This window comes from Lysobacter sp. TAB13 (assembly GCF_052113885.1).
Lineage (GTDB): Bacteria > Pseudomonadota > Gammaproteobacteria > Xanthomonadales > Xanthomonadaceae > Lysobacter > Lysobacter gummosus.
The window spans coordinates 99,695-123,993 of sequence record NZ_JBFRDR010000012.1; the positions used below are offsets into that span (position 1 = coordinate 99,695).

Annotated in this window: 23 protein-coding genes; 17 read left to right on the forward strand and 6 right to left on the reverse strand. The window is 68.3% G+C overall.

All coding sequences use genetic code 11. The features are described 5' to 3' along the window. Positions 1-128 precede the first annotated feature (128 nt). From AB4Y92_RS15575 to AB4Y92_RS15585, 3 genes are read left to right on the forward strand one after another with little or no spacing between them, the layout of a single operon-like run. On the forward strand, positions 129-491 hold the full coding sequence (locus AB4Y92_RS15575; protein ID WP_441820480.1) for a hypothetical protein: 363 nt from the start codon (positions 129-131) through the stop codon (positions 489-491). A gap of 11 nt (positions 492-502) precedes the next feature. Next, positions 503-1,249 carry a hypothetical protein gene (locus tag AB4Y92_RS15580; protein WP_441820481.1) on the forward strand — a complete coding sequence of 249 codons (747 nt, stop codon included), beginning with the start codon at positions 503-505 and terminating at the stop codon, positions 1,247-1,249. Between the two features lie 46 nt (positions 1,250-1,295). Next, positions 1,296-2,765, forward strand: a complete 1,470-nt coding sequence (locus AB4Y92_RS15585; protein WP_441820482.1) for a hypothetical protein — start codon at positions 1,296-1,298, stop codon at positions 2,763-2,765. Between the two features lie 90 nt (positions 2,766-2,855). Here the strand turns inward: AB4Y92_RS15585 and groL are convergent, their stop codons facing one another. From groL to AB4Y92_RS15600, 3 genes are all read right to left on the reverse strand, one after another. Beyond that, positions 2,856-4,496, reverse strand: a complete 1,641-nt coding sequence (gene groL / locus AB4Y92_RS15590; RefSeq protein WP_441820483.1) for a chaperonin GroEL — start codon at positions 4,494-4,496, stop codon at positions 2,856-2,858. A gap of 132 nt (positions 4,497-4,628) precedes the next feature. Continuing rightward, a complete protein-coding gene (locus AB4Y92_RS15595; protein WP_057941652.1) occupies positions 4,629-4,916 on the reverse strand; it encodes a co-chaperone GroES in 288 nt (95 codons plus the stop codon). Positions 4,917-5,228: 312 nt separating this feature from the next. Further along, positions 5,229-5,726 carry a GNAT family N-acetyltransferase gene (locus AB4Y92_RS15600; protein ID WP_441820484.1) on the reverse strand — a complete coding sequence of 166 codons (498 nt, stop codon included), beginning with the start codon at positions 5,724-5,726 and terminating at the stop codon, positions 5,229-5,231. 113 nt (positions 5,727-5,839) lie between these two features. On the opposite strand from AB4Y92_RS15600, the gene AB4Y92_RS15605 reads away from it, so the two are divergent. The 4 genes from AB4Y92_RS15605 (at position 5,840) to AB4Y92_RS15620 (ending at position 9,206) form a co-directional block, all read left to right on the forward strand. Further along, the gene (locus AB4Y92_RS15605) at positions 5,840-6,214 is read left to right on the forward strand and encodes a cupin domain-containing protein (RefSeq protein ID WP_441820485.1); all 375 of its coding nucleotides are present in this window, start codon (positions 5,840-5,842) and stop codon (positions 6,212-6,214) included. 387 nt (positions 6,215-6,601) lie between these two features. Next, positions 6,602-7,015 carry a helix-turn-helix domain-containing protein gene (locus AB4Y92_RS15610; protein ID WP_057941649.1) on the forward strand — a complete coding sequence of 138 codons (414 nt, stop codon included), beginning with the start codon at positions 6,602-6,604 and terminating at the stop codon, positions 7,013-7,015. Between the two features lie 26 nt (positions 7,016-7,041). Then, the gene (locus AB4Y92_RS15615; protein ID WP_441820559.1) at positions 7,042-7,308 is read left to right on the forward strand and encodes a DUF6053 domain-containing protein; all 267 of its coding nucleotides are present in this window, start codon (positions 7,042-7,044) and stop codon (positions 7,306-7,308) included. 128 nt (positions 7,309-7,436) lie between these two features. After that, complete coding sequence (locus AB4Y92_RS15620) at positions 7,437-9,206, forward strand: endonuclease (RefSeq protein WP_441820486.1); 1,770 nt, start codon at positions 7,437-7,439, stop codon at positions 9,204-9,206. Between the two features lie 174 nt (positions 9,207-9,380). Here AB4Y92_RS15620 and AB4Y92_RS15625 read toward each other — a convergent pair whose 3' ends face one another. After that, complete coding sequence (locus tag AB4Y92_RS15625; protein WP_441820487.1) at positions 9,381-10,391, reverse strand: zinc-dependent alcohol dehydrogenase family protein; 1,011 nt, start codon at positions 10,389-10,391, stop codon at positions 9,381-9,383. 106 nt (positions 10,392-10,497) lie between these two features. Here AB4Y92_RS15625 and AB4Y92_RS15630 point away from each other — a divergent pair, with 106 nt between their 5' ends. Further along, a complete protein-coding gene (locus AB4Y92_RS15630; RefSeq protein WP_441820488.1) occupies positions 10,498-11,445 on the forward strand; it encodes a LysR family transcriptional regulator in 948 nt (315 codons plus the stop codon). A gap of 322 nt (positions 11,446-11,767) precedes the next feature. After that, on the forward strand, positions 11,768-14,482 hold the full coding sequence (gene mprF / locus AB4Y92_RS15635) for a bifunctional lysylphosphatidylglycerol flippase/synthetase MprF (RefSeq protein WP_441820489.1): 2,715 nt from the start codon (positions 11,768-11,770) through the stop codon (positions 14,480-14,482). On the opposite strand, the gene AB4Y92_RS15640 is transcribed toward mprF, so the two are convergent. Continuing rightward, a complete protein-coding gene (locus AB4Y92_RS15640; protein WP_441820490.1) occupies positions 14,398-15,843 on the reverse strand; it encodes a virulence factor family protein in 1,446 nt (481 codons plus the stop codon). The two genes, mprF and AB4Y92_RS15640, sit on opposite strands and share 85 nt — an antisense overlap. A gap of 332 nt (positions 15,844-16,175) precedes the next feature. On the opposite strand from AB4Y92_RS15640, the gene AB4Y92_RS15645 reads away from it, so the two are divergent. Next, entirely contained in the window at positions 16,176-16,841 is a 666-nt protein-coding gene (locus tag AB4Y92_RS15645) for an SH3 domain-containing protein (RefSeq protein WP_441820491.1), read from the forward strand. 27 nt (positions 16,842-16,868) lie between these two features. On the opposite strand, the gene AB4Y92_RS15650 is transcribed toward AB4Y92_RS15645, so the two are convergent. Continuing rightward, positions 16,869-17,942, reverse strand: coding sequence for an aldo/keto reductase (locus tag AB4Y92_RS15650; RefSeq protein WP_441820492.1), 1,074 nt, complete (start codon positions 17,940-17,942; stop codon positions 16,869-16,871). 97 nt (positions 17,943-18,039) lie between these two features. On the opposite strand from AB4Y92_RS15650, the gene AB4Y92_RS15655 reads away from it, so the two are divergent. From AB4Y92_RS15655 to AB4Y92_RS15685, 7 genes are all read left to right on the forward strand, one after another. Further along, the gene (locus AB4Y92_RS15655; protein ID WP_441820493.1) at positions 18,040-18,942 is read left to right on the forward strand and encodes a LysR family transcriptional regulator; all 903 of its coding nucleotides are present in this window, start codon (positions 18,040-18,042) and stop codon (positions 18,940-18,942) included. 97 nt (positions 18,943-19,039) lie between these two features. After that, positions 19,040-19,369 carry a divalent-cation tolerance protein CutA gene (cutA, locus tag AB4Y92_RS15660; protein ID WP_441820494.1) on the forward strand — a complete coding sequence of 110 codons (330 nt, stop codon included), beginning with the start codon at positions 19,040-19,042 and terminating at the stop codon, positions 19,367-19,369. Beyond that, positions 19,366-21,930 (forward strand): protein-disulfide reductase DsbD, encoded by a 2,565-nt coding sequence (gene dsbD, locus AB4Y92_RS15665; RefSeq protein ID WP_441820495.1) that lies wholly within the window; start codon positions 19,366-19,368, stop codon positions 21,928-21,930. Before cutA ends, dsbD begins: the two co-directional genes overlap by 4 nt. A 15-nt stretch (positions 21,931-21,945) precedes the next feature. Next, complete coding sequence (locus AB4Y92_RS15670) at positions 21,946-22,539, forward strand: TlpA family protein disulfide reductase (RefSeq protein ID WP_441820560.1); 594 nt, start codon at positions 21,946-21,948, stop codon at positions 22,537-22,539. Between the two features lie 330 nt (positions 22,540-22,869). Next, positions 22,870-23,310: a type II 3-dehydroquinate dehydratase gene (gene aroQ, locus AB4Y92_RS15675; RefSeq protein ID WP_057941641.1), complete on the forward strand. Its 441-nt coding sequence runs from the start codon at positions 22,870-22,872 to the stop codon at positions 23,308-23,310. 64 nt (positions 23,311-23,374) lie between these two features. Next, positions 23,375-23,860, forward strand: a complete 486-nt coding sequence (gene accB, locus AB4Y92_RS15680; RefSeq protein ID WP_057941640.1) for an acetyl-CoA carboxylase biotin carboxyl carrier protein — start codon at positions 23,375-23,377, stop codon at positions 23,858-23,860. Positions 23,861-23,885: 25 nt separating this feature from the next. After that, complete coding sequence (locus AB4Y92_RS15685; protein ID WP_441820496.1) at positions 23,886-24,269, forward strand: four helix bundle protein; 384 nt, start codon at positions 23,886-23,888, stop codon at positions 24,267-24,269. The last annotated feature ends 30 nt before the right edge of the window (positions 24,270-24,299 follow it).

The window sequence follows — 24,299 nt, forward strand, 5'->3', positions numbered from 1 at the left end:
TTGTCGAGTGCGCCCGCTCTGGCGTAAACACCAGCCGCGGCTTTCGCGCGCCTTCACGCCCGGCTCGCCCCGGCGTTTTCCGTATCGATCCGTCCCCCTTTCTTCAATGCGCGCACGAGGCGACCGCCATGCAGCCGTTCGGAAATCCCGCACAGTCAGGCCAGCCCGAACTGCACGTCCAGCACATCGCCTGCGCCAACAACGCCGCGTTCGTCCTGCGTTTCATCATCCAGCGCCTGGACGGCGACCGGGTGATCAGCCAGGCCACGGCGGGCGGCGCATTCCCGGCCGGGCAGACCCGCAGCGTCGATTTGTCCGCGCTGCGCTTCCACGGCCAGGCGCTGGACGTGGGCGACCGCGTGCGCATCCGCGCGCGCGCGATCGGCGGGACGCGCCGCGACGGGCCGTCGGTGGCCTATGCGCCCAACGGCCACACCGCGACCTTCAGCGTGCGCGGCACCACCTTGAGCTTCTCGATCAACCGCATCTGAGGCATCCGCCCATGTCCGCGTCCCACGCGTTGGAAGGCCAAGCCGTCGATTGGCTGCGCGACAGCGACGATCTGTTGGTTCGCTTCGGCCTCAACGATGAGGATGCCGACGCCCGCCATCGCAATCGCGGCGCGCAGGCGAATATGTTCGCCGACGCGCACTTGCCGCAGATCGCGCCCGATCGCGTGTTTCCCAACGTGGTCGCGGTGAGCCGCGGCGCGGCGCTGTCGATCCAGATCCGCGCGCGATCGCCCGGGCCGCTGGGCTTCGGTTTCCGCATCGCCACCGGCGCCGAGCCGGTGGTGGATCGCCTCTACGCGGTCCAGCGCGCCGACTCTTCGGGCTATCGCAACGTCACCGTGCGCCGGTTCCAGCGCGATGCGAATCTGATCACTATCGATCTGATGCGCGCGCGGCTCGGCCATGCGCACCGCCTCGACGCGCTGCAACAGCTTTGGACCTGCGACATCACCACCTGGGACGTGCACCAGTTTCTCGACCCGATCACCGCGCGGGTCTATACCCGGGCCAACCCGCGCTTTCCGCCGACGCCGCCGGCCGGGCCGGTGGACACCCGGCGCGGCAGCGTGCGCGAGGCTTCCGGCGGCGCCGCGCTGCAGGTCAACGCCGGGGTGATCTGGGCCGACGGCAGCGCCGAGCAAACCTTCGAGCGCATCCAGGTGCAGGCGCAAGCCGATCCCGATCGGGATTTCTCCGGTCGGCTGCGCGTGCATTTTTTCGTCGTCGATCCGGATTGAGCGGCGGCGCGCCGCATCCGCCGCATCGCGCAACCGAGGGCTGAGCATGCTCGTCACCATCGCATTCGCCGGCGAACCCGACCGCGACCTGGTCCTGCGCCTGGAGCAGGACGCTTCGCTGCGGCAGGTTCGCGAACAACTCGCGGCCCTGGACGCGATGGCGCCGGGGGATCGCTTCCGTTTCGGCAATGCCCGTCTGGACCCGTCGATCGAGGCCGACACCAAGCTCAAGGAAGTGATCGGCGAGGACGGCGTGCTCACCGTGCGCCCGGCGCCGCGCGCGCCGGAACCCGAGCCCGAGCCCGAGCCCGAGCCGGAACCGGAGCCAGAACCCGAACCCGCACCCGCACCGGCGCCCGCGCCGCCGCGTCCGGCGCTGCGCCCGACCGCGCCGCAAGCGCAGCCCGCCGAAGCGAATTGGGGACTGCGCAGCGAAGACGAAACGCCGGACCTGCTGGCGCAATTGCAGGGCCGCATGGCCGGGTTCAGCGTGCGCACGCCGGACGATTTCACCGCGCTGCCGCTGGCGACGGTGCAAGCGCTGTTCGCCGCGCGCCGGCTCGACCGCGGCCTGCGTTTCGGCCCCGATCCGGGCGACAGCCTGTTCGGTGCGCGCGCGCCGCGCGCGCCGGTGGTCTACCGGCATCCGCAGCGGCCGCCGCATTCGGGCGGGGTCTCGTTTACCTCGCGCTGGAACATCAGCGCCACCGCCAGCCGGGTGCTGCACGAGTTGCACACGCGCAGCATCCACAACGCCAACGCCGGCGGCGGCGTCAACGGCTTCGGTCTGGCCGCCGATTTCCGCAGCGACCTGGAGCGCTTGCGGCGCAACGAGGTCACCACGATCCATCTGGTCGATGAAATGATCGTGCCCAAGGTGGTGCTGATGCTGGATCCCGACACCGACCTGGACGTCGCGCCCGAGTTGGTCGAAGCGGTCGACCGCGCGCTGGCGACGCCCAGCCGGATCGGACAATACGAAGCGCTGCACGAGCGCGTGTTCGCCGTCTTCGGCTATTTCTTCCCGTGCGAGGCCTTGCTCGGCGGCACCCGCTTGCGCACGCTCAGCGCGACTAGCGAAGACCTGCGCGAGCAGGAGCAACTACTGTCGGGCTTCGGTTTCGGCGCCGCCGCGAAGGACGCGCCGACCAGCTTCGGCCCGGCCAGCGGCGACATCGGCTACGCGCGCGCCGACAACCGGCTGTCCACGCACCGCCACATCCGCCAATTGCGCGAGCAGAACATCCGCACCATCGGCGGGCATCCGGCGCTGGGCCTGGCGGACGAGCAGGCCCTGCAATGGATGGCCGGGCTGGACGCGGTGGAGCTGTGGGCTACCATCGGCCATCGCCGGCTGATGCCGATCCTGCGCTTCCTGCCGCCCCGGCAGCGCAACCGCTGCGTCAGCGTGATCGAACAGTTCGCCCGTTCCAGCACCAGCGCGCAGCACACCGTGCTGGACATGGCCGCTTATGTGATGCCGCTCAATCGCGATTTGCTCGGGGCGATTCTCTAGTTTGCATTCGCGCGAGCCGCGGTCTGAGTCGACATAAAAAAACCCCGCCTTTCGGCGGGGTTTTCTTGTTGCTTCAGGGCGATCGGTTGATCAGAAATCCATACCGCCCATGCCGCCCATGCCGCCGCCGCCCGGCATCGCCGGCTCGTCCTTCTTCGGCAGCTCGGCGACCATCGCTTCGGTCGTGATCATCAGACCGGCGATCGAAGCCGCGTTCTGCAGCGCGGTGCGGGTGACCTTGGTCGGGTCCAGGATGCCGAACTCGAGCATGTCGCCGTATTCGCCGTTGGCGGCGTTGTAACCGAACGCGCCGGTGCCTTCCTGGACCTTGTTCAGGATGACCGACGGCTCTTCGCCGGCGTTGGTGACGATTTCGCGCAGCGGGGCTTCCATCGCGCGCAGGGCGATCTGGATACCGTGGTTCTGGTCTTCGTTGGCGCCCTTCAGGCCGGCGATGGCCGCCTTGGCGCGCAGCAGCGCGACGCCGCCGCCCGGGACGATGCCTTCTTCCACGGCAGCGCGGGTGGCGTGCAGCGCGTCTTCAACGCGAGCCTTCTTTTCCTTCATTTCGATTTCGGTCGAAGCGCCGACCTTGATCACCGCAACGCCGCCGGCCAGCTTGGCCACGCGCTCTTGCAGCTTCTCGCGATCGTAGTCCGACGAGGTCTCTTCGATCTGCGCCTTGATCTGCTTGATGCGGGCCTGGATCGAATCGCCGTCGCCGGCGCCGTCGATGATGGTGGTGTTCTCCTTGGAGACCTGCACCTTCTTCGCGCGGCCCAGATCCTTGATCGTGGCCTTCTCGAGCTGCAGACCGACTTCTTCCGAGATCACGGTGCCGCCGGTGAGGACGGCCATGTCTTCCAGCATCGCCTTGCGACGGTCGCCGAAGCCCGGCGCCTTGACGGCGCAGACCTTGACGATGCCGCGGATGGTGTTGACCACCAGGGTCGCCAGCGCTTCGCCTTCGACTTCTTCCGCGACGATCAGCAGCGGCTTGCCGGCCTTGGCCACGCCTTCCAGCACGGGCAGCAGGTCGCGGACGTTGGAGATCTTCTTGTCGTACAGCAGCACGTAGGGGTCGTCCAGTTCGGCCGACATCGACTGCTGGTTGTTGATGAAGTACGGCGACAGGTAGCCGCGGTCGAACTGCATGCCCTCGACGACGTCGAGCTCATTCTCAAGGCCCGAACCGTCTTCAACGGTGATCACGCCTTCCTTGCCGACCTTGTCCATCGCCTGGGCGATCAGGTCGCCGATGTCGGCGTCGGAGTTGGCCGAGATCGCGCCGACCTGGGCGATTTCCTTGCTGGTGGACGACGGCTTGGACAGCTTCTTCAGCTCGACCACCGCTTCGACCACGGCCTTGTCGATGCCGCGCTTGAGGTCCATCGGGTTCATGCCGGCGGCGACCGCCTTCATGCCTTCGCGGATCAGCGCCTGGGCCAGCACGGTCGCGGTGGTGGTGCCGTCGCCGGCGTTGTCGGAGGTCTTGGAAGCGACTTCCTTGACCATCTGCGCGCCCATGTTCTCGAACTTGTCGGCCAGTTCGATCTCCTTGGCGACGGACACGCCGTCCTTGGTGATCGTCGGCGCGCCGAAGCTCTTCTCAAGCACGACGTTACGGCCCTTCGGGCCGAGGGTGGCCTTGACGGCATTGGCGAGAATATTTACGCCGCGCACCATCTTGGCGCGTGCGTCCTCACCGAAACGAATTTCTTTGGCAGCCATGGTGAAACTCCGGGAATTGGGAATGGGGAATCGGGAATAGGAAAAGCAGAAGCGGCGGAATCGGCACGGGCGGGAACGTCAGCGCAAGCGCTTTGACGACTCCCGATTCCCCATTCCCGATTCCCGGCTCGCTCAGCCGACGATCGCGAGAACGTCGTCTTCCTTGAGGATCTTGTATTCGACGCCGTCCTGCTTGTAGGAGCTGCCCGAGTACTGGCCGTAGATGACCTTGTCGCCGACCTTGAGCTTCGGCGCGCGCACGCTGCCGTTGTCCAGGGCCTTGCCTTCGCCAACGGCGACGATCTCGCCCTTGGTGGACTTTTCCTTGGCGGCGTCGGGGATGATGATGCCGCCGGCGGAGACTTCGTCGGCTTCGATCGGCTTGACCACAACGCGGTCATAAAGCGGCTTGAGATTCATGGCGACCTCTGTAAGTGACTGAATGGGTGGAGAAAGAACGGGAATTTTAGCAGTCGCCCCCGTCGAGTGCCAACCGCGGGGACAAAAGCGCCCGGCAAGCCGGGACTGCACGCTTAATGAGGGGCGCCGGCGGGCTTTCAAGGGGGCGGGCGAATAAATCCTTCGCGCCGCCCGTCCGGGACCGGGCCGGTTCCGGCCCCAGGATCGGAGCCGGACGCCGACAGGCCCCCATCGCCAGGCGAAACCGGGATGACAGGGCGGCCGTCGCCGCGGACCGGGTTCAGGCCAGGGGCGGCGCCCGCGCCGGGCGGGTTACAGGCGCTTGTGCATCCGCACGCAGGCCAGGCTGACGCCGCACGGATGCGCATACGCGGCATCGCCGATCGTCTGGAACCCCATCGCCTGATAAAAAGCGACGGCATTGAGCGAAGACGCCACCGTCAACGCCGACAGTCCGTGGGCGCGGGCGATCGCATCGATCTCGCCCATCAGCCGCGCGCCCAGGCCGCGCCCGCCGTGCGCGGGATCGACGAACATCGCTTCGACTTCGGCGCCGTCCAGATCGACGATGCCGTAGCCGAGCAACTCGCCGTCTTCCTCGATCAGCACCGCGCCGCCGGCGGCGATCATGCGCTCATAGGAATCCGGCAACGGCGAGGCCGACCACGCCGCGACGGTGGCGGCGTCGTAGTGACTGATGCAGGTCGCGCGCACCGCCTGCGTGCGCAGCGCCCACAGGCGCGCGGCTTCGTCGCTGCGGGCCGGGCGCGGCGGCGGCAGGGTGCGCGCATGGGATGGGGGCGAGGACATGCAAGCATTCCGTAAAGATCCGGCCTCACGATAATCCACGCCCGCGCAGACCGCGATGCCGCCGGCCGCGCGCGTACTAAACTGCCCATCCCAGCCTTCGCCAGGACCCCACCATGTCGTCCGTGACCTCCCCCGCCGAAATCGCCGCCTCGCTCACCGAACTGTGGTCGCCGCGGGTGGTGGCCGAGGTGGACGAGGCCTACATCAAGGTCGCGCGCGTGCACGGCACCCTGGCCTGGCACAGCCACGCCGACGAGGACGAGTTGTTCTACGTGCTCAAGGGCCGGCTGGTGATTGAGATGGAAGAGCGCAGCGTCGAGCTGGGCGCGGGCGAGATGTTCGTCGTGCCCAAGGGCGTGCGGCACAACCCGATCGCCGACGAGGAATGCCACCTGCTGCTGATCGAACGCAAGACCGCGCAGCACACCGGCGACGTGGTCACCGACAAGACCCGTTCGCTGCAGGAGCAGTTGCGGCCGCTGGGCTGATCCGGCCCATCGGCCGAGGCCGCGGTCCGGCGCCACAAAAAGAAAGAGCGCGTCCCGTGGAACGCGCTCTTTGGTGCGGAGATGGCCGTCCTGCGCATGGCGCAATCCTGCGCCCGTCCCCCGAACCGACCTCGTGTCTAGCCGAAGTCCGTATCGGCGAGGTGCCATATTCCGAAGTCCTCATCACGGTTGCTACACCACCGGATCGTGTTTTTGGCTACTTTTGCTAGCTCTTACACTTGTTCGAACGGCTAAGCTACTGTATTCATTGGTTGCGCCGGCACACAACGCTAGCGAAAACGCACTAGCTCCTGTGTCTATCGCTCACCAGGTGAATATCGGTAGCAATAGCGGAAAAACTCCTTAAAAACTGCCCAAAACTGTCACATGACGCCGCAGCAGCGCATACGTCTCGCCCGTCGCCACGCCGGTCTGTCGCAAGCTGCGCTGGGCGCGGCGGTCGGCGTCCAGCGCAGCGCGGTCGGGCACTGGGAATCGGCCCAGGGCAAATTCCCCAGCGTGTCGCATCTGCGCGAAGTGGCGATGGTGACGGGCGTCCAGTTCGAATGGCTGGCCACCGGCCGCGGCAAGATGAGTCTGTCGCAGGACACGGCGATGGATTCGGTCGCCGCCGCCGACGCGCTGTTGATCGACGATCCCTTGGAACTGCGGCTGATCGCCGCGTTCCGCGAGGCGCCGACCCGGTCGAGGGCGCCGCTGGTGGAAGTCGCCGAGCAATTGGCGGAGTTGCGCACCGGGCGGCCGCGCAGCAGCGGCGGCAAGGCGCGCGGGGCGGCTTGAGCAAAGAAGCTTTTGCGGAAGCGCTTTTGTGGGAGGGAGCTTTAGCCCCGATGTTCTTTTTTCAGATCGCCGCAAGCGGAACGAAGAGCATCGGGGCTAAAGCTCCCTCCCACAAAAGCCGCCTCTCACACGCTTCCCGCGCAGCTGTCGCCGCCCTTTCGCTTTCCTGTCGCCTAGTTGGCGCGAAGCTGTCGCCCCGCTATCGCCGTCCAAGTGGCCAAGCGCGACACCCGTCGCTGTTTCGCGATGCCGTCGTCGTTGCCCGGGCCGACGCTGTCACAAAGCCCGACTAGACTCGACCGACGCGCCCTGGGGAGGGCGCCCGAATCGCGCCGGCGGTTCGCCGCACGGCGACCGCGCGCGATGCCACTCAAAAGGAGCCGTATCGATGCCCAAGTCCGTTGCTGGCTGTTCCAATCTCATGTCCGCGCGCCGTGCCGGCGTTCTCACGCTCGCCATCGCCGCGCTGTTGCCGACGATGGCTCCGGCCGCCGTGTTCATCAACGAATTCCATTACGACGACGCCACCTCCAGCGGCGATGTCGGCGAGCGCATCGAGGTCGTCGCCACGGCCGGCGAAACGCTCAGCAATTACCGCGTCTATCTGTACAACGGCAGCACGCCGTCGTCGGCGACCACCTACGACAACGATCTGGTCCCGGCCGGCAGCGTGGTGACGTGCGGCGGCAGCGTGCGTATCGCCACGCTGAGCTATCCCACCAACGGCATCCAGAACGGTTCCAACGACGGCTTCGCCCTGGTCGATGGGAGCGGCGCGGTGGTGCAGTTCCTGAGCTATGAAGGCGGAATCACCGCCAGCAACGGCCCGGCCTCGGGCAAGACCAGCACCAATCTGCCGGTATCCGAATCCGGTTCGGCCGCGGCCGGCACCTCGCTGCAGTTGTCCGGCAACGGCAGCGCGTATTCGCAGTTCACCTGGCAGAGCTCGGCGACCCAGACCTTCGGCGCCTGCAACAACGGCCAGACCTTCACCGGCAGCGCGCCGAACACGCCGCCGAGCGTGAGTTCGACCACGCCGTCCAACGGTTCGACCAGCTTCCCGGCCGCCGGCGATCTGGCGGCGAACTTCAGCGAAGCGGTGACGCTCGCCAGCGGCGCGCTGACCTTGCAGTGCGCGACCTCCGGCGCGGTCGCCCTGACCTATCCGTCCAGCGGCACCGCAATCGCCGCTTCCACCGGCACCGCGCTGCACGCCGGCGAGGCCTGCACCTTCACCGTCGTGGCGAGCAAGGTCACCGACGCCGGCGGCGCCACGCCGGCCGCGAACACGGTGGTCAACTTCAATGTCGCCAGCGGCGGCGGCACGCCGACGGGCTACTACTCGCACGTCAACACCAGCAGCGCCAGCCAGCTGCGTTGCTCGCTGCACGAGACCATCAAGGGCCACACGGTCTATCCGTACAGCGGCGGCACCACCAACGTCTGGTCGATCCTGGAAATCGCCGACGAAGATCCGAACAACTCCGGCCGCATCCTCGATGCGTACAAGAACCGCAGCTTCGTCAAGGTCACCGACCGCGCCGGCAGCGGCAGCGGCGTGAAGTACAACCGCGAACACACCTGGCCGAACTCGCTGGGCTTCGGCACCGCGACCGGTAACCTCGGCCTGCCCTACGCGCCGTACACCGATACCCACATGCTGTATCTGACCGACGCCGGCTACAACGCCGATCGCGGCAACAAGCCCTACGCCGATTGCTCGCTGTCCAGCGGCTGCGGCGAGCGCGTCACCGAGGTCAACAACGGCAGCGGCGGCGGCAGCGGCGTGTATCCGGGCAACTCCAACTGGTTCAAGACGCCCGACGGCAACAGCGGCTCGTTCCAGGTCTGGGGCAAGCGCCGCGGCGACATGGCGCGCGCGGTGTTGTACATGGCGATCCGCTACGAAGGCGGCACCGATCCGAACAACGGCCAGAGCGAGCCGGATCTGGAACTGACCGACGACCGCAGCAAGATCGTCATCACCTCCTCCTCGCCTGCGTACATGGGTTTGCTGACCACGCTGTTGTCGTGGCACCAGGCCGATCCGCCGGATGCGGCCGAGAAGGCGCGCAACGAAGTGATCTACAGCTTCCAGGGAAACCGCAACCCGTTCATCGATCATCCGGAATGGGCGACGGCGTCGCTGTTCAATTCGGCCAAGCCGGCGAGCTGCCAGTTGATTCCGTAAGCGCTGACGATTCATTGCGATACGACGAAGGCCCGCGATCGCGGGCCTTCGTTTTTTGTAGGAGGGGCTTCAGCCCCGATGCTTTTGTTTCAGATCGCTGTGGACTTCGATAAGGCCTGAGCGAAAAGCATCGGGGCTGAAGCCCCTCCTACACAGACCTCGAAAGACTTCTGCTCAATCGAACATCACCACCGGCTTACCCACCTGCCGCTGTTCCGCGATCGACGCGATCGCCCGCGCGCCGTCTTCGAACGAAAACCGTGCGCCGACCACCGGACGGATGCGATGGGCTTCGACCTCATCCAGGTATTCGCGCAAATCCTGCAGACTGCCCACGCTGACGCCGTGGATATTGAGCTGGTGCGCCATGATCGGGCCGATCAGATTGCCGTCCACGTTCATGCTCTGCAGAAATCCGATCACCGCGATGTGGGCGTTGTCGGCCGCGGCCTGCAGCAACTGCAGGAATTGCTGCCCGCCCACGACATCGACGATGCCGTCCACGCCGCGTCCGTCGGTGAGTTCGCGCACGGCCGCGGACAAATCCGGCCGTTGCTTGTAATCGATGACCGCGCGCGCGCCGAGCGAGCGCAGCAGTTCGGCCTTGCCTGCATCGCCGGTGGTCGCGATCACGTCCACGCCGCGCGCGGCCGCCAGTTGCAGCGCCATCAGCGAGACGCTGCCGGTGCCCTGCACCAGCAGCTTCGCGCCGGGCTGCAACTGCAGTTTGCGCAGCGCGGTCCAGGCGGTGAGACCGGACACGGGCAAGGTCGAGGCCTCGGCGTCGTCGAGAGATTCCGGCGCGCGCGCGATCGCGTCGGCCGACAGCAGGATCGAGCGCGCCAGCCAGCCGTCGAGCGGGCCGCCGAGCTTGCTCAGGTGGTTCTCGGACTTGAACGGGCCGTCTTTCCAGGCGGTGGTGTAGTGGCCGATCACCCGCTCGCCGACGGCGAAACCGGTGACGCCCGCGCCGAGCGCGTCGATCCGGCCGACACCGTCGGACAGCGGCACGAACGGGCGCGGCAGCTCGGGTTGGTAGCGGCCGGTGGCCAGGGCGTAGTCGCGGTAGTTGATGGAGGCGGCGGCGACCCGGATCCGCACCTGACCGGGACCGGGCCGGGGTTCGGGCAGGTCGGTGCGACGCAGGCTGTCGAGGCTGTGGCCTTGGAGTTGGAAGGCATCCATGACGGGGCTCCTGGGAGCATTGGGGGGTCGGGATGCACAGGCTATTGTTGAGCCAGCCGTTGATATAGGATCAGCCGGACAACTCATCATTGAGAGTGTCTCAATAATGATCGGCGGCCTGTACTCCGAACTCGAAGCCTTCGAGGCCATCCTCCAGCACGGCAGTTTCACCGCCGCGGCCCGGCAACTGCAGGTGACGCCGGGCGCGATCACGCGCCGGCTCAACACCCTGGAAGCGCGCCTGGGCGCCAAGCTGCTCAATCGCTCGACCCGGCGCCTGAGCCTGACCGAATCGGGCCGCCACTATTACGCCGAGGTCGCCCCGGCGCTGGCGCAGATCCTGGCCGCGGGCGAACGCGTCCACGACCTGTCGGCGCAGCCGCGCGGCGAGCTGCGGGTGTCGGTGCCGATGAATTTCGGCCGGATGTATGTGATCCCGCATCTGCCGGCGTTTCTCGACCGCTACCCGGGCATTTCGCTAGATGTGCAGTTCGACGACCGCTTCGTCGATCTGATCGGCGCCGGTTTCGACGCCGCGATCCGGATCGGCGCGCTCAGCGATTCGCGTCTGGTGGCGCGGCGGATCGCCGAGACCCGGCGCATCCTGGTCGCCTCGCCCGACTATCTGCACCGGCGCGGCGCCCCGGCCGCGCCGGCCGATCTGATCGACCACGACTGCCTGCACTACACCTTGTTCCGCGACACCCCGACCTGGGAATTCCAGCGCGACCGCGAACCGCTGCGGGTGCCGGTGCGCGGGCGGCTGAAGGCCAACTACGGCGTGCCGCTGGTCGATGCGGCGCTGCGCGGCGGCGGGATTCTGCAGACGGCGACCTTCGCGGTCGCGCGCGAACTGGCCTCGGGGGAACTGGTGGAAGTGATGCCGGATTGGTGCCTGCTGCCGATCGGCATCTATGCGGTGTATCCGGGGCGCGAGTATCGGCCGCGGAAGGTCGAGGCGTTTATCGATTTTCTTGAAGAGACGATCGGGCGGCCGGCGGTGTGGGATCGGGTGATCGCGGGGGATGGGGGTGCGGTGAGTCGCGGCGGGTAGAGCAAATCCCCCGCGCGGTGGGGGCGCTTCGACTTCGTGGCGGCGCGGGGCGCTCGCCCCCTTTTTTAAAGGGGGCCATGTTCGCGCGCTCGTGTTCGAGTGATGTACGCGGCATCCGCCTCAAAGCGCCAACCCACCAGATCAACCAACGAACCCGCCCGACCGGGTTCCCCCCTTTGAAAAAGGGGGGCCAGGGGGGATTTGCTCTTAACCCGCGCACCGCAGCCCCCAGTTCCCCTCACACTGCACGCCCCGCTCAGCCCCCTCATTCCGTTTTCGCACCATTTGCTGAAAGCTTCACCGGTACCCGCCCCCCGCAACGATGACTACCCAGCCCCCTTCAAGCTCCTCCACCGAACGCCCCGCCTCGCCCTGGCGCCGCGTCGTGTCGTTGATCGCCAGCCTGGCGATCCTGGCGCTGGCCCTGCACGCGCTCGCCGGCGAATTCACCGAGCAGGGCTATCGCTCGATCCGCCACGCCTTCCAGCAGATCGACGCCGCCCGCATCGCCCTGGCGTTCGCGCTGAGCCTGGCCAGTTACGCCTGCCTGGTCGGGTTCGACGCGGTCGGCCTGCGCCGCAACGCCAGCAAGGTCAAACCGCTGCGGCTGATCGTCACCGCGTTCCTGGCCAACGCGGTCGGCCACACCCTCGGCTTCGCCGCCCTGACCGGCGGCGCGGTGCGCCTGCGCGGCTACGGCGCGGCTGGACTGTCCCTGGCCGACATCGGCCAAGTGGTGCTGATGAGCACGCTGGGCTTCGTGTTCGGCGCCTGGGTGCTGCTGGCCTGCGCGCTGATGTTCGAACCCGCGCCGGCGGCCTTGCTGCTGCCGCTGAGCGAAGACGCGATCCGCGCGATCGGCGCGGCCGTCGCCATCGCCTTCCTCGGCCTGCTGTTCGCGGTCGGTCGCGAAGGCCGCACCCTGCGCTTCCGCCAACACGCGCTGTGGCTGCCCGACCGCCGCACCGTGCTCAGCGTGACCGCGCTGAGCGTGGTGGAGCTAGCCCTGGCCGGCGGCGCCTTGTACGTGCTGCTGGCGCCGGACATCCCGGCCGCATCGGGTACCAGCTTCATCGGTTTCGTCGGCTTGTATCTGGTGGCGGTGCTGGCGGGGTTGGTGTCGAGCGTGCCGGCCGGCATCGGCGTGTTCGAATGGAGCCTGCTCAAGCTGCTGCCGGGCGTGGCGCCGGCCAGCCTGCTGGCGGCGGCGGTGGCGTATCGCATCACCTACTACGCCGCGCCGCTGGCGCTGGCGACCTTGCTGGGTTTGTTCGGCTCGGCGCGCGGACCGGTCGCGCGCCGCGCCAGCGCCTTGCGCACCGCGTGGCTGGCGATCCGGCCGTGGCTGCCGCACGTGATCGCGCTGGCCGCGTTCGTGCTGGGCGCCGCGCTGATCATCGACGGCACCTTGCCCAAGCCGCGGCATCGCCTAGCCGCCGCGCCGTTGTCGCTGATCGAAACCTCGCAATTGCTCGCCAGTCTCGGCGGCGTCGGCCTGCTGTTGATCGGACAAGGCCTGCAGCGCCGCAGCCACGCCGCCTGGGCGCTCGCGCTGGGCGTGTGTGTGCTGCTGCCGCTGCCGTCGTGGTTGCGCGGCGGCCACTGGCTGCTGGCGCTGGCGCCGCCGCTGGTGGCGGTGGCGTTGTGGGCGGCGCGGCGCGAGTTCTATCGCCAGGGCGCGCTGCTCGATGAAGCCTGGTCGTGGCGCTGGCTGCGCAATCTGGGATTGGTGCTGATCGCCGCGGTGTGGCTGATGTTCTTCGCCTACAGCCACGTCGAATACCGCAACGAGTTGTGGTGGGAATTCCTGGTCTCCGGCAACGCGCCGCGGGCTCTGCGCGCGATGCTGCTGGTCAGCGTCACCGTGATCGCCTTCGGTCTGGCGCGCATGATGCACGCCGCGCGCGCGCCGCTGCCCAACGTGGACGAAGCCCAGCTCGCGCTGATCCGGCCGATCCTGGCCAGCGCCGACGACAGTCAGGCGCATCTGGCGCTGACCGGCGACAAGGCGCTGCTGCTCGATCCGGAGCAGCGCGGCTTCGTGATGATGCAACGCTACGGCGGCTCGCTGATTTCGATGGGCGACCCGGTCGGCCCGCCGGAAGCGGCGCGCGCGCTGATCTGGCGCTTCCGCGAAGAAGCCGACCGGCTCGGCGTGCGGCCGGTGTTCTATCAGGTCGGCGAACAGCATTGGCAGACCTACCTCGATCTCGGCCTGACCCTGGTCAAGCTCGGCGAAGAAGCGCTGGTGCCGCTGACCGATTTCAGCCTGCAGGGGCCGACCCGCGCCGATCTGCGTCAGGCCTGGAATCGCGGCAAGCGCTCGGGCCTGAGTTTCCGCATCGCGCCGGTGGAAGAAGTCGAAGCGCTGCTGCCGGTGCTGGAAGAAATTTCGGACGAGTGGCTCGAACAAAAATCCGGCGACGAGAAAGGCTTCTCGCTCGGCAGCTTCGATCCCGATTACCTCAAGCGCCTGCCGATCGCCCTGGTCGAACACGAAAACCGCGTGGTCGCCTTCGCCAACCTGTGGAGTGCGACCAACGGCCGCGAGCTGTCGGTGGACCTGATGCGGCACGCCAGCGACGCGCCGAAGGGGGCGATGGATTTCATGTTCGCCGAACTGTTGATGTGGGGGCGCGAACACGGTTACGAGCGTTTCTGCCTGGGCATGGCGCCTTTATCCGGACTGGCGCAGCATCGTCTTGCCGGACGCTGGAACCGCTTCGCCAATCTGATCGCGCGCCACGGCGAACGCTTCTACGGCTTCGTCGGCCTGCGCCGGTTCAAGGCCAAGTTCGATCCGGTCTGGCGTCCGCGTTATCTGGCTGCGCCCGGCGGCATGCATCTGCCTTCGGCCTTGCTCGACGTGACCCGGCTGATCTCGCTGGACCCGCGCCGCCACGACGAACACGAACGCGGCACCGCGCGCTTCCCCGACAGCGCGCCACCGGCTCAGGGCGTAGCGGTGGCACCGGCCGCGGTCGTTCCGGTCGAAATCCCCGACGCCGACAACACCCGCGCCGCCACACCGTCGTAATCGCCGCCGACGTGGTGGTCGCCGGGCATTTTCTCGATCAGCGCCGCGCCCTTGGGCAACTTCGGGCATAGCGCATCGTCGTCGTCGCTGCCGTAGATGCACAGCACCCGGCTCGGCGGCATGCGCGCGACCTGCGGCGCGATCGGCAGGCCCTTGCCGCTGTTGCCGATCCAGTTGGACAGATGGAATTCGTACTCGGCGTTCTGCCCGGCCGAGATCAGCGTGGTCGAACGCACCAGATTGCGCGTGGCCGGCGGCAGTTGGTTGTACGCGCCCGGCAGCACGTCGGCGCCTTGCGAGAAACCGATCAGCAATACGTTCTCGCGTTTCCACTGCGCGCCGTAGTAGCGCGCGACGCGGTCGATATCGACGGCGAAACTCTGCGGCGTGCGCGGCGTCCAGAAATAGCGCAGCGAATCCAGGCCGATCACCGGCACCCCGGCCTTGCTCAGGCGCGCGGCGACGCTTTTGTCGAAATCGGCCCAGCCGCCGTCGCCGGAAACGAAGATGGCGAAGGTGTCGGCGTTGCCGCCCTTGGCCGCGGCGACTTCGGTGATCGGCAAGCCCTTCAGATCGGCCGGCGGCGGCGGCAGGCTGGCGTGACGCTGCGCGCCCAGCGAGGTCAGCGCGGCGCGCAGGCCGGGGGTGGCATCGTCCCCCGCGCGTGCGAACACGCGCGCCTGCGGGATCGCTTTGACGAAGGCGTCCACCTCATCGCTCTTGCAGCTTTTTTCCTGCGCGCGCGGCGCCGCCGTCAGCCACGGCACCTGCAAGGGCGCGGCCTGCAGATGCGCGAGCCCGGCCTCGGCCCGCAGCTTCAGCGCGCCGTTCGCGCACAGCGCGCGCGGCAAGCGCAGGACCGGGCAGAAATCGACCGACACCGCGCCGGCGAACAGGCTGGCGTTGCCCTGCGCGGCGATCGCATACGCCAGTGCCGCGCCTTCGCCGTCGCCGAGCAACAACGGCAAGTGATAGGTGGACAGGCGGTAGTAGGCCTGCACGTAGCGGGAGAAATTCTCGACATCGCCGGAGGAGAAATTGCACGCGCCGCCGTCCTTGCGCAGCAAGGCTTCGAGCGCGGCGACATCGACGGTGGCGACCATCGCGCCGTCGGCGACCAGCGCCTCGATGCGCGCCTTGCGCCGCGCCAGATCCAGGCCGTCGGCGAACCACAGCACGAAGCGCTTGACCTCGCCCGCCGGCAACCGCACCGGCGTGCGCACGAAGCGGCCGTGGGTGATTTCGCTGATCAACCGAGGCGAGGCCGCGGCAGCGGCCGGCCCGGAAGCGAGCGTCGGCGGACAAACGGCGCACAGGCACGTCGCCAAAGCGGCAGAAAAAAGACGGGGCGAAGCGAGCATGGGGTTCTCCTGGATGCGCCACCTTATACCCGCGCCGCGGTGGAGAAAACGCATCGGCCGCCTTCGCATCCGCGCGAGCGGTGGACGCCCGCCCGGGTTTGCCTGATCCTTGGCGCGGCAGCACTGTCGAGCGGCGCCGCCGTTCGCATGGAGCGGGCTTCCAGGAGGAACCTGTCGTCATGAAAAAGCTGAAGTCGATTCTGATCCGCCGCGGCGAGTCGTCCGGCAATGCCGATCGCGCCGCGCGCCCGCGCTCGCATGCGCACGCCGATCCGTTCCTTATCTGATCGCACCGGGTTTCATCACGACGTTCCCGCCACAGGACATCGCATATGCCACGTCCCGCTTTCATCGCCGCGAGCATCGCACTGCCTGTGACGCTGGCGTTGCTGTCCGCCGCCGCGCCGGTTCGCGCGCAAGCGCCGGCCGCGCAAACCGCGTGCGCATTCGGCGCCTTCGTCAACGAAACCGATCCGGCCGGCCTCAACGTCCGCGCCGGCCCCGGCACCGCCTATCCCGTGCTCGGCACTTTGCCGCCGACCAAGCTCAGCACCGACGATCCGCCGCTGCGCGCGCGGGTCGAAGTACGGGTCACCGCGGGCGCAGACGGCTGGTTCCGCATCGCCGGCGCGCAGGACAACGAAGCCTTGCTCGACGCCGCGGCGCGGCCGATGTTCAAGGGCACCGGCTGGGTCAGCGGGCGCAAGCTGACGGTGAAATCGCAAGCCACTGTCGGCCGGCAACGGCCCGACGCCAAATCGCCGGCGATATTGATCGGGAAAGACGGCATGAGCTTCGACAACGACGGGTTCCTCGAACACGGCCGCCTTGTCGCCTGCGCCGGACAATGGGCGCAGGTCGAATACGCACCCGACAGCGAGCTGCGCGCCAACTTGCAGATCAAGCCCGCCGCGACCGTCGGAGTCGAAGCGGGACGGGTCCGCGCCTGGGTCGATCATCTGTGCGCGCTGCAGGAAACCAGCTGCGACGGCGGCTGAGCGCAGCCGGCCGTCGCAGGCGGCCGGTCAACCCCGCAGCGGCGGCCGGGTTTCGCCGAACACCACGCTGTGCACCAGCGGCATCGCCATGAAGTCGTGCGGGAAGCCGGGCTCGATCGCGCTGGCCCGATCCAGGCGCGCACGTTGTTCATCGCTGAAGCTCACCTCCAACGCGCCGAGGTTGTCTTCCAGTTGCGCCAGCGTGCGCGCGCCGATGATCGGCGAGGTCACCGCCGGATGCAGCAGGGTCCAGGCCAGGGCGACTTGCGCCGGGGTCTTGCCGATGTCGGCGGCGACCTCCTTGACCACGTCCGCGATCGCCAGGCTGCGTTCGCTCAGCGCGCCATTGCCGGCGGCGACGTTCTTGCGCGTGCCGACCGCCTCGGGCACGCCGCTGCCGATGTCCAGGTCGGCGCGGCTGTACTTGCCGGTCAGCACGCCCATGCCCAGCGGCGACCACGGCACCACGCCCAGGCCGAGTTCGGCCGCCATCGGCATCAGGTCGCGCTCGACCGTGCGCTCGATCAGGCTGTACTGGATCTGCAAGGCGATCAGCGGCGACCAGCCGCGCAGGTCGGCGATGGCCTGCATGCGCGCGACCTGCCAGGCCGGGGTGTCGGAGATGCCGACGTAGATCAGCTTGCCGGCGCGGACCAGATCGTCCATCGCGCGCAGGATTTCCTCGGCCGGCGTGGTGGCGTCCCACACGTGCAGGTACAGCAGGTCGATGTAGTCGCTGCCCAGGCGGCGCAGGCTGTCTTCGACCGATCGCACCATGCTCTTGCGGTGGTTGCCGCCGGCGTTGGGGTCCTTCGGGCGCGAGGTCATGGTGTATTTGGTCGCGATCACCAACTGATCGCGGCGGCCCTGGGCGAACTGGCCGACCAATCGCTCCGAGGAGCCGCCCGTGTACTGGTTGGCGGTATCGATGAAGTTGCCGCCGCGTTCGACATAGGCATCGAAGATCCGCCGCGCCTCGGCCTCTTCCGCGCCCCAGCCCCAGTCGTTGCCGAAGGTCATCGCCCCCAGCGACAGCGGCGAGACGCGCAGGCCGGAGCGGCCGAGCAGACGGTAGCTATCCAAGGTGGTCGCAGTGCTCATGGAAGGTGTCTCCAGTGGGATGCCGGCACGATAGGCCGCGCGCACTGCTGCGTTAATCCGGCATTATCCGCATGGGCCATTAAGAGAGCGATGCATAATGCGCGGCAACGACTACGCCGAACTGCGCGCCTTCGCCGCCATCGCCGAACACGGCAGCTTCGTCCGCGCCGCCGCCCACCTGGGCCTGTCGCCGTCGGCGCTGAGCCAGACCATCCGCAGCCTGGAAGAACGCCTGGGCGTGCGCCTGCTCAACCGCACCACCCGCTCAGTGGCGCCGAGCGAGGCCGGGCAGCGGCTGTTGGCGCGATTGCAGCCGGCCATGGCCGACCTGGACGCCGCCGTCGCCGACCTGCGCAGCCAGCGCGACACCCCGGCCGGGCTGCTGCGCATCAATTCATCGCGGATCGCCGCGATCCAGCACATCGCGCCGCTGCTGGGGCCGTTCCACCAGCGCTATCCGGACATCCTTATTGATCTGGTCACCGACGATCGCCTGGTGGATATCGTCGCCGGCCGCTTCGACGCCGGCGTGCGCCTGGGCGAGATGGTCGAGAAGGACATGATCACCGTGCGCCTGGGCGGACCGGCCGAGATGATGGTAGTGGCCGCGCCCTCCTATCTGCAGCGCTGCGGCGCGCCGGCCGATCCGCGCGAACTGCGCGATCACCGCTGCATCAACTTCCGCTGGCCCACCGACGGCAGCCTGTACCACTGGGAGTTCCAGCGCGGCGCGGAGAAACTCGAAGCCGCGGTCGACGGGCCGCTGATCGTCACCGAGCCGGAAGTGGCCCAGCGCGCCGCGCTCGACGGCATCGGCATCGCCTACCTGTTCGACTTCCACGTGCGCGAGCACCTCGCCGCCGGCCGGCTGGTGCAGCTGCTGCCGCAATGGACCCCGGCGTTTCCCGGCTTCTATCTGTATTACCCCAGCCGCCGGCAGATGCCGGCGCCGTTGCGGGCGTTCGTGGAATTTTTGCGCGAGCGCCAGCCGGCCGATTGAGCAAACCGGCGCCGGCGATGCCGTCGCCGCGCACTGGCCGGCGTTAAACGGTGCAACTGGTTCCTCGCCGGCGGTGCCGGCCCCTTACACTTGGCCCATGCCCGATACCCTGCCCGTGCTGGTGCTGAGCACCTGCCCCGACCAGACCAGCGCCGACGCGATCGCCCTGGCCCTGGTCGAGGAAGGCCTGGCCGCCTGCGTCACCCGCATCCCCGGCGCGCGCTCGACCTACCGCTGGCAGGGCCGGATCGAACATGCGACCGAGGTCCAGCTGTTGATCAAGACCCGCGTCACCATCCACGGCGCCCTGATCAAGCGGCTCACCGAACTGCATCCGTATGAACTGCCGGAGGTCGTCGTGGTCGAACCCCGCGACGTCTCCGAGCCTTACATGCGATGGGTCAACGAACAGACTCCCGACCGATGACCAACCACTCGTTTCCGGGCCGGCGCCTGCGCGCCGGTCTGACCGCCCTGGCCTTCGCCGGTTTCGCCCTGCTGCTGTCCGCGCCCGCGCTGGCAGTGGACGAGAGCGATCTGCTGCCGGTGGACGAAGCCTTCGCGCTCAAGGCCGATGCGCCCGCGCCCGATCGCATCGCGATCTCGTGGAAGATCGCCAAGGGCTATTACCTCTACCGCCACCGCATCTCGGTCAAGGCCGACGCCGGCTTCGCCGCGCAGCCGTTGCAATTGCCCAAGGGCAAGGCGCACAAGGACCAGTTCTTCGGCGACGTCGAGACTTATCACAGCGACCTCAACGCCGTGCTGCCCGGCAAGGGCCGCGGCGCCAGCACGACGCTGACGATCAAATACCAGGGCTGCGCCGAAGCCGGCGTGTGCTATCCGCCGCAGACGCGCACGCTGACCCTCGCCCTGCCCGGCGCGGCCGCGATCGCCGCGACCGCTGCGAATGCGGCGGCGGTCGATCCGGTGCCCGCGGCCGCGCCGCTGGGGAATTTCGGCTCGCGCGTGGGCGCGTCCAATCCGCTGCTCGGCGCCGCCTCGCCGCTGAGCGCGCCGGGCAACGCCAACGTCGGCGCGACCGAAGCGCTGCCGCTGCCGCCGGAACAGGCCTTCGGCTTCGAAGCCATCGCCCAGGACGGCAACACCTTGCTGCTGCGCTTCACCCCGGCGCGCGGCTATTACCTGTATCGCGACAAGACTTCGCTGAAGACCGACAACGCCGCCATCGCCGCCGGCAAGCCGCAATGGCCGCGCGGCACCGCCCATCGCGACGAACACTTCGGCGATGTCACCGTGTTCTTCGAACAGATCGACGTGCCGCTGCCGCTGATCCGGCGCAGCGCCGAGGCGGCGACGATCGTGCTGACCGCCGGCTTCCAGGGCTGCCAGACCGACGGCATCTGCTATCCGCCGATGACCCGCAAGATCAGCGTCGATCTGCCGGCCGGCACTGTGACCGCCGCGGCGCCCGCCGACGCGGCGAAAACCGGCGCCAGCACCGCGACCCTGGCCGCGGCCATCGCCGCGACCGAAGCGGCCACTGGCGACAGCGCCCCCGCGCCGGCCGGCACGACCGCCATCGGCGCCGCGCCTGCCGTCGCACCCAATCCGGAGGACGTGATCGATCAAACCGGCGCCAGCGCGAATCCCAAGCTCGCCGCCGCGACCGCGGCCGCCGAAGCCAAGTCCTCGCCCGCAGTCGGCGCCGCCGCGCCGCAGGCCGAAGACAGCCTGCTCGCCGCGACCCTGGCCGGGCCCAACCGCTACCTGGCGCTGCTGAGTTTCTTCGGCTTCGGCCTGTTGCTCGCCTTCACCCCGTGCGTGCTGCCGATGGTGCCGATCCTGTCGGGCCTGATCATCGGCCAGGGCCCGGGCCTGGGCGCGAAACGCGCGTTCGCGCTGTCGCTGGTGTACGTGCTGGCCAGCGCGGTGGTGTTCACCATCGCCGGCGTGATCGCCGGGCTGGTCGGCGCCAACCTGCAGATCGCGTTCCAGACCCCGTGGGTGATCGTGCTGTTCGCGCTGCTGTTCCTGGTGTTGTCGCTGTCGAGCTTCGGCCTGTACGAACTGCAGCTGCCGCATCGCCTGCGCAATCTGGTCGGCGAAGTCAGCAATCGCCAGCGCAGCGGTTCGTGGGCGGGCGTGGCGATCATGGGCGCGCTGTCGGCGCTGATCGTCGGCCCGTGCGTGGCGCCGCCGCTGGCCGCGGCGGTGCTCTACATCGGCCAGACCCGCGACCCGGTGTTCGGCGGCGCGGCCTTGTTCGCGCTGGCGATGGGCATGGGCGCGCCGCTGATCGCCTTCGGCGTCGCCGCCGGCAAGGGCCTGCCGACCAGCGGGCCGTGGATGGTCGGCGTGCAGCGCGCGTTCGGGCTGGTGTTCGTGGGCATGGCGATCTGGATGCTCGGACGCATCCTGCCCGGCCCGGTGACCTTGGCGCTGTGGGGTGCGTTGCTGCTAGGCGCTGCGGTGATGATCGCGCTGCCGCTGAGCCGCGGCGCGCTCGGCGACGGCGTTCGCGGGCTGGGCTGGATCGCGGCGCTGCTGCTGGGCCTGACCGGCGCGGTGCAGATCGTCGGTGCGCTGGCCGGCAGCAGCGACCCGCTGCGTCCGCTCGCCGGTCTGCGCGGCGGCGCGGCCACGCATCCGGCCGAACTGCCGTTCCGCAAGATCAAATCCAGCGAAGACCTCGACCGCGAAATCGCCGCCGCGCAGAGCGCCGGCCGGCCGCTGATGCTCGACTTCTATGCCGACTGGTGCGTGGCCTGCAAGGAGATGGAGAAGTACACCTTCCCCGAACCGCAGGTGCATCAGGCACTGGACGGCTTCGTCCTGCTCAAGGCCGACGTCACCGCCAACGACGACCTCGATCAGGCGCTGATGAAGCGGCTGGGCATCATCGGCCCGCCGATGACGCTGTACTTCGCCCACGGCGCCGAGCGCCGCGACCTGCGCCTGGTCGGTTTCGAAAAAGCCCCCGAGTTCGCCCAACGCGCCGCGCGTGCGCGCGAAGCGGCGCGCTGAGGCGGCGCGGTGGCCATTCCTTCCGCGCTGAAGATCGTGCTGATCGCCGCCGCCGCCGGCGCGCTGGGCGTGTTCGCCGGGCAGCTGGTCAGCGGCAACGGCTGGCTGATGCGCACCGACCTGGGCCAGCGCGTGCTGCAGGAACGCATGGAGCGCGATTCGCCCAAGCCGCCGGCCGATCTGGCCGTGGCCGCGCGCGGCGCGGCGATGCCGCCGCTGCGGTTGCAGGGCCTGGACAAGCAGCCGCTGCAGTTGCCGCAGGCCTACGCCGGCCGGCCGATCCTGATCAACATCTGGGCCAGCTGGTGCGGGCCGTGCATCAAGGAAATGCCCGAGCTCAGCCGCTACGCCCGCGGCCAGGGCGCGGACGGCACGCAAGTGGTCGGCATCGCCCTGGACAACGCCGCCGACGTCGCCGAGTTCCTGCAACGCGTGCCGGTCGGCTACCCGATCCTGCTCGACACCCCGGGCCCGCGCGACGCCGGCGTGCAGTTGGGCAACCTCAAGGGCGTGCTGCCCTACAGCGTGCTGATCGGCGCCGACGGCAAGCTGGTCAAGCAGCGGATCGGGCCGTTCGAGGACGGCGAGATCGAAGGCTGGGCGAACTGATCCACCGCCGCGACAGGGCTCGGCCCCGGCCCGCGCGCCGATCTGCGACCGCGACCGCAACATGAACGAGCCCCAGGCCCGCCCGCCATCGCCCCGGCCGTGTTCGAATGGAGGCCGGGCAGAATTTCGCAGTCCCGCGGCCGTGTGTCGCCAACGGTGGCGAACGGGCACCGAAAATTCACCTGTCGCGCCGATCGTGCCGACATTTAGAGCCGCCACTCAAACAACCGCTTAAATCGCGGCAACTTCGCCGATTTGGCGGGCAACTCCTGGACAGCTGAGCGGCCATCACGCAAACTGCCGCCCTTTGAAGGCAACCGTCCGGTCCCGATGGCCAAGCTCCTGGTCCTGCACGGCCCCAACCTCAATCTGCTCGGCACGCGCGAGCCCGAGGTCTACGGCCGCACCACCCTGGCGCAGATCGACGCTGGCCTGGGCGAACGCGCGCAGGCCGCCGGGCACGCCCTGGAGAGCCTGCAGTCCAACGCCGAGCACGTCCTGGTGGACCGCATCCAGGCCGCGCGCGGCGACGGCACCGCCCTGATCCTGATCAACCCGGCCGCCTTCACCCACACCAGCGTGGCGATCCGCGACGCCCTGGCGGCGGTGGCGATCCCCTTCATCGAGATCCACCTGTCCAACCCGCATACCCGCGAAGACTTCCGCCGCCACAGCTACTTCAGCGACCTGGCCCTCGGCGTGGTCTGCGGCTTCGGCGCCGATAGTTACCGCTACGCACTCGAAGCTGCAATCAAGCGGCTGGCACCCTGATCCCCCATTCGCCCGGACCGCCTCGCGCGGCCCGCACCCAAGATCCAAACCAGAGGCCCGCTTCATGGACCTGCGCAAAATCAAGAAACTGATCGACCTGCTCGAGGAATCCAACCTCGCCGAGATCGAGATCAAGGAAGGCGAGGAATCCGTCCGCCTGGCCCGCACGCCCAAGGGCGGCTACGCGATGGCGCAACCGCAGCCGATGTACGCGCCGCAGCCCGAGCAGCCGCGCGCGCCGCAACCGATGCCGATGCAGTCGCCGACCGAAGCGGCCACCGGCGGCAGCGCCAAGCCCATCAGCGACCTGCCCGACGGCCACGTCGTGCGCGCGCCGATGGTCGGCACCTTCTACACCTCGCCAGCGCCGGACAAGCCGTCCTTCGTCGCCGTCGGCCAGGCGGTCAAGGCCGGCGACACGCTGGGCATCATCGAAGCGATGAAGATGTTCAACCCGATCGAAGCCGACGTGTCCGGCACGGTGCTCAAGGTCATGGCCGAAAGCGGCCAGCCGATCGAGTTCGATCAGCCTTTGTTCGTAATCGGCTGATCGCCGATTACGACGGGAATAGGGAATGGGGAATCGGGAATCGTCGAAGCGGCCCCACGAGGGCTTGGAGGTCTGGCGCGACGCCATGGATCTCGTAGAGACGATTTACCGGTTCTCGGCCCGATTTCCCGACAGCGAGCGGTTCGGCCTGACCTCACAGCTGCGCAGGGCGGCGATCAGCATTCCGTCGAACGTGGCAGAAGGTGCGGCACGGCGTTCCACGAAGGAATATCTGCGTTTCCTTTCGATCGCTCGAGGCTCGCTTTCGGAATTGGATACGCAGCAACAGATCGCCGTACGCCTTGGATTCGCCGAATCATCGCCGCCGCTCAATGAATTGATTGATCGAGTATTCGCAAAGCTCACCGGCTTGATGAACGTACTCAGCAAGCGCGAGGCATCGTCATGAAAAACCGTATGCGCTTTTACGATTCCCGAT

Bases quoted from the DNA above. Each gene is read 5' to 3' on its own strand.
- accB (WP_057941640.1), top strand. From the start codon at position 23,375: ATGGACCTGCGCAAAATCAAGAAACTGATCGACCTGCTCGAGGAATCC.
- AB4Y92_RS15645 (WP_441820491.1), top strand. From the start codon at position 16,176: ATGCCACGTCCCGCTTTCATCGCCGCGAGCATCGCACTGCCTGTGACG.
- mprF (WP_441820489.1), top strand. From the start codon at position 11,768: ATGACTACCCAGCCCCCTTCAAGCTCCTCCACCGAACGCCCCGCCTCG.
- AB4Y92_RS15575 (WP_441820480.1), top strand. From the start codon at position 129: ATGCAGCCGTTCGGAAATCCCGCACAGTCAGGCCAGCCCGAACTGCAC.
- dsbD (WP_441820495.1), top strand. From the start codon at position 19,366: ATGACCAACCACTCGTTTCCGGGCCGGCGCCTGCGCGCCGGTCTGACC.
- AB4Y92_RS15605 (WP_441820485.1), top strand. From the start codon at position 5,840: ATGTCGTCCGTGACCTCCCCCGCCGAAATCGCCGCCTCGCTCACCGAA.
- AB4Y92_RS15655 (WP_441820493.1), top strand. From the start codon at position 18,040: ATGCGCGGCAACGACTACGCCGAACTGCGCGCCTTCGCCGCCATCGCC.
- AB4Y92_RS15580 (WP_441820481.1), top strand. From the start codon at position 503: ATGTCCGCGTCCCACGCGTTGGAAGGCCAAGCCGTCGATTGGCTGCGC.
- AB4Y92_RS15595 (WP_057941652.1), bottom strand. From the start codon at position 4,916: ATGAATCTCAAGCCGCTTTATGACCGCGTTGTGGTCAAGCCGATCGAA.
- AB4Y92_RS15610 (WP_057941649.1), top strand. From the start codon at position 6,602: ATGACGCCGCAGCAGCGCATACGTCTCGCCCGTCGCCACGCCGGTCTG.
- AB4Y92_RS15630 (WP_441820488.1), top strand. From the start codon at position 10,498: ATGATCGGCGGCCTGTACTCCGAACTCGAAGCCTTCGAGGCCATCCTC.
- AB4Y92_RS15685 (WP_441820496.1), top strand. From the start codon at position 23,886: ATGGGGAATCGGGAATCGTCGAAGCGGCCCCACGAGGGCTTGGAGGTC.
- AB4Y92_RS15650 (WP_441820492.1), bottom strand. From the start codon at position 17,942: ATGAGCACTGCGACCACCTTGGATAGCTACCGTCTGCTCGGCCGCTCC.
- aroQ (WP_057941641.1), top strand. From the start codon at position 22,870: ATGGCCAAGCTCCTGGTCCTGCACGGCCCCAACCTCAATCTGCTCGGC.
- AB4Y92_RS15600 (WP_441820484.1), bottom strand. From the start codon at position 5,726: ATGTCCTCGCCCCCATCCCATGCGCGCACCCTGCCGCCGCCGCGCCCG.
- AB4Y92_RS15620 (WP_441820486.1), top strand. From the start codon at position 7,437: ATGTCCGCGCGCCGTGCCGGCGTTCTCACGCTCGCCATCGCCGCGCTG.
- groL (WP_441820483.1), bottom strand. From the start codon at position 4,496: ATGGCTGCCAAAGAAATTCGTTTCGGTGAGGACGCACGCGCCAAGATG.
- AB4Y92_RS15625 (WP_441820487.1), bottom strand. From the start codon at position 10,391: ATGGATGCCTTCCAACTCCAAGGCCACAGCCTCGACAGCCTGCGTCGC.
- cutA (WP_441820494.1), top strand. From the start codon at position 19,040: ATGCCCGATACCCTGCCCGTGCTGGTGCTGAGCACCTGCCCCGACCAG.
- AB4Y92_RS15640 (WP_441820490.1), bottom strand. From the start codon at position 15,843: ATGCTCGCTTCGCCCCGTCTTTTTTCTGCCGCTTTGGCGACGTGCCTG.
- AB4Y92_RS15585 (WP_441820482.1), top strand. From the start codon at position 1,296: ATGCTCGTCACCATCGCATTCGCCGGCGAACCCGACCGCGACCTGGTC.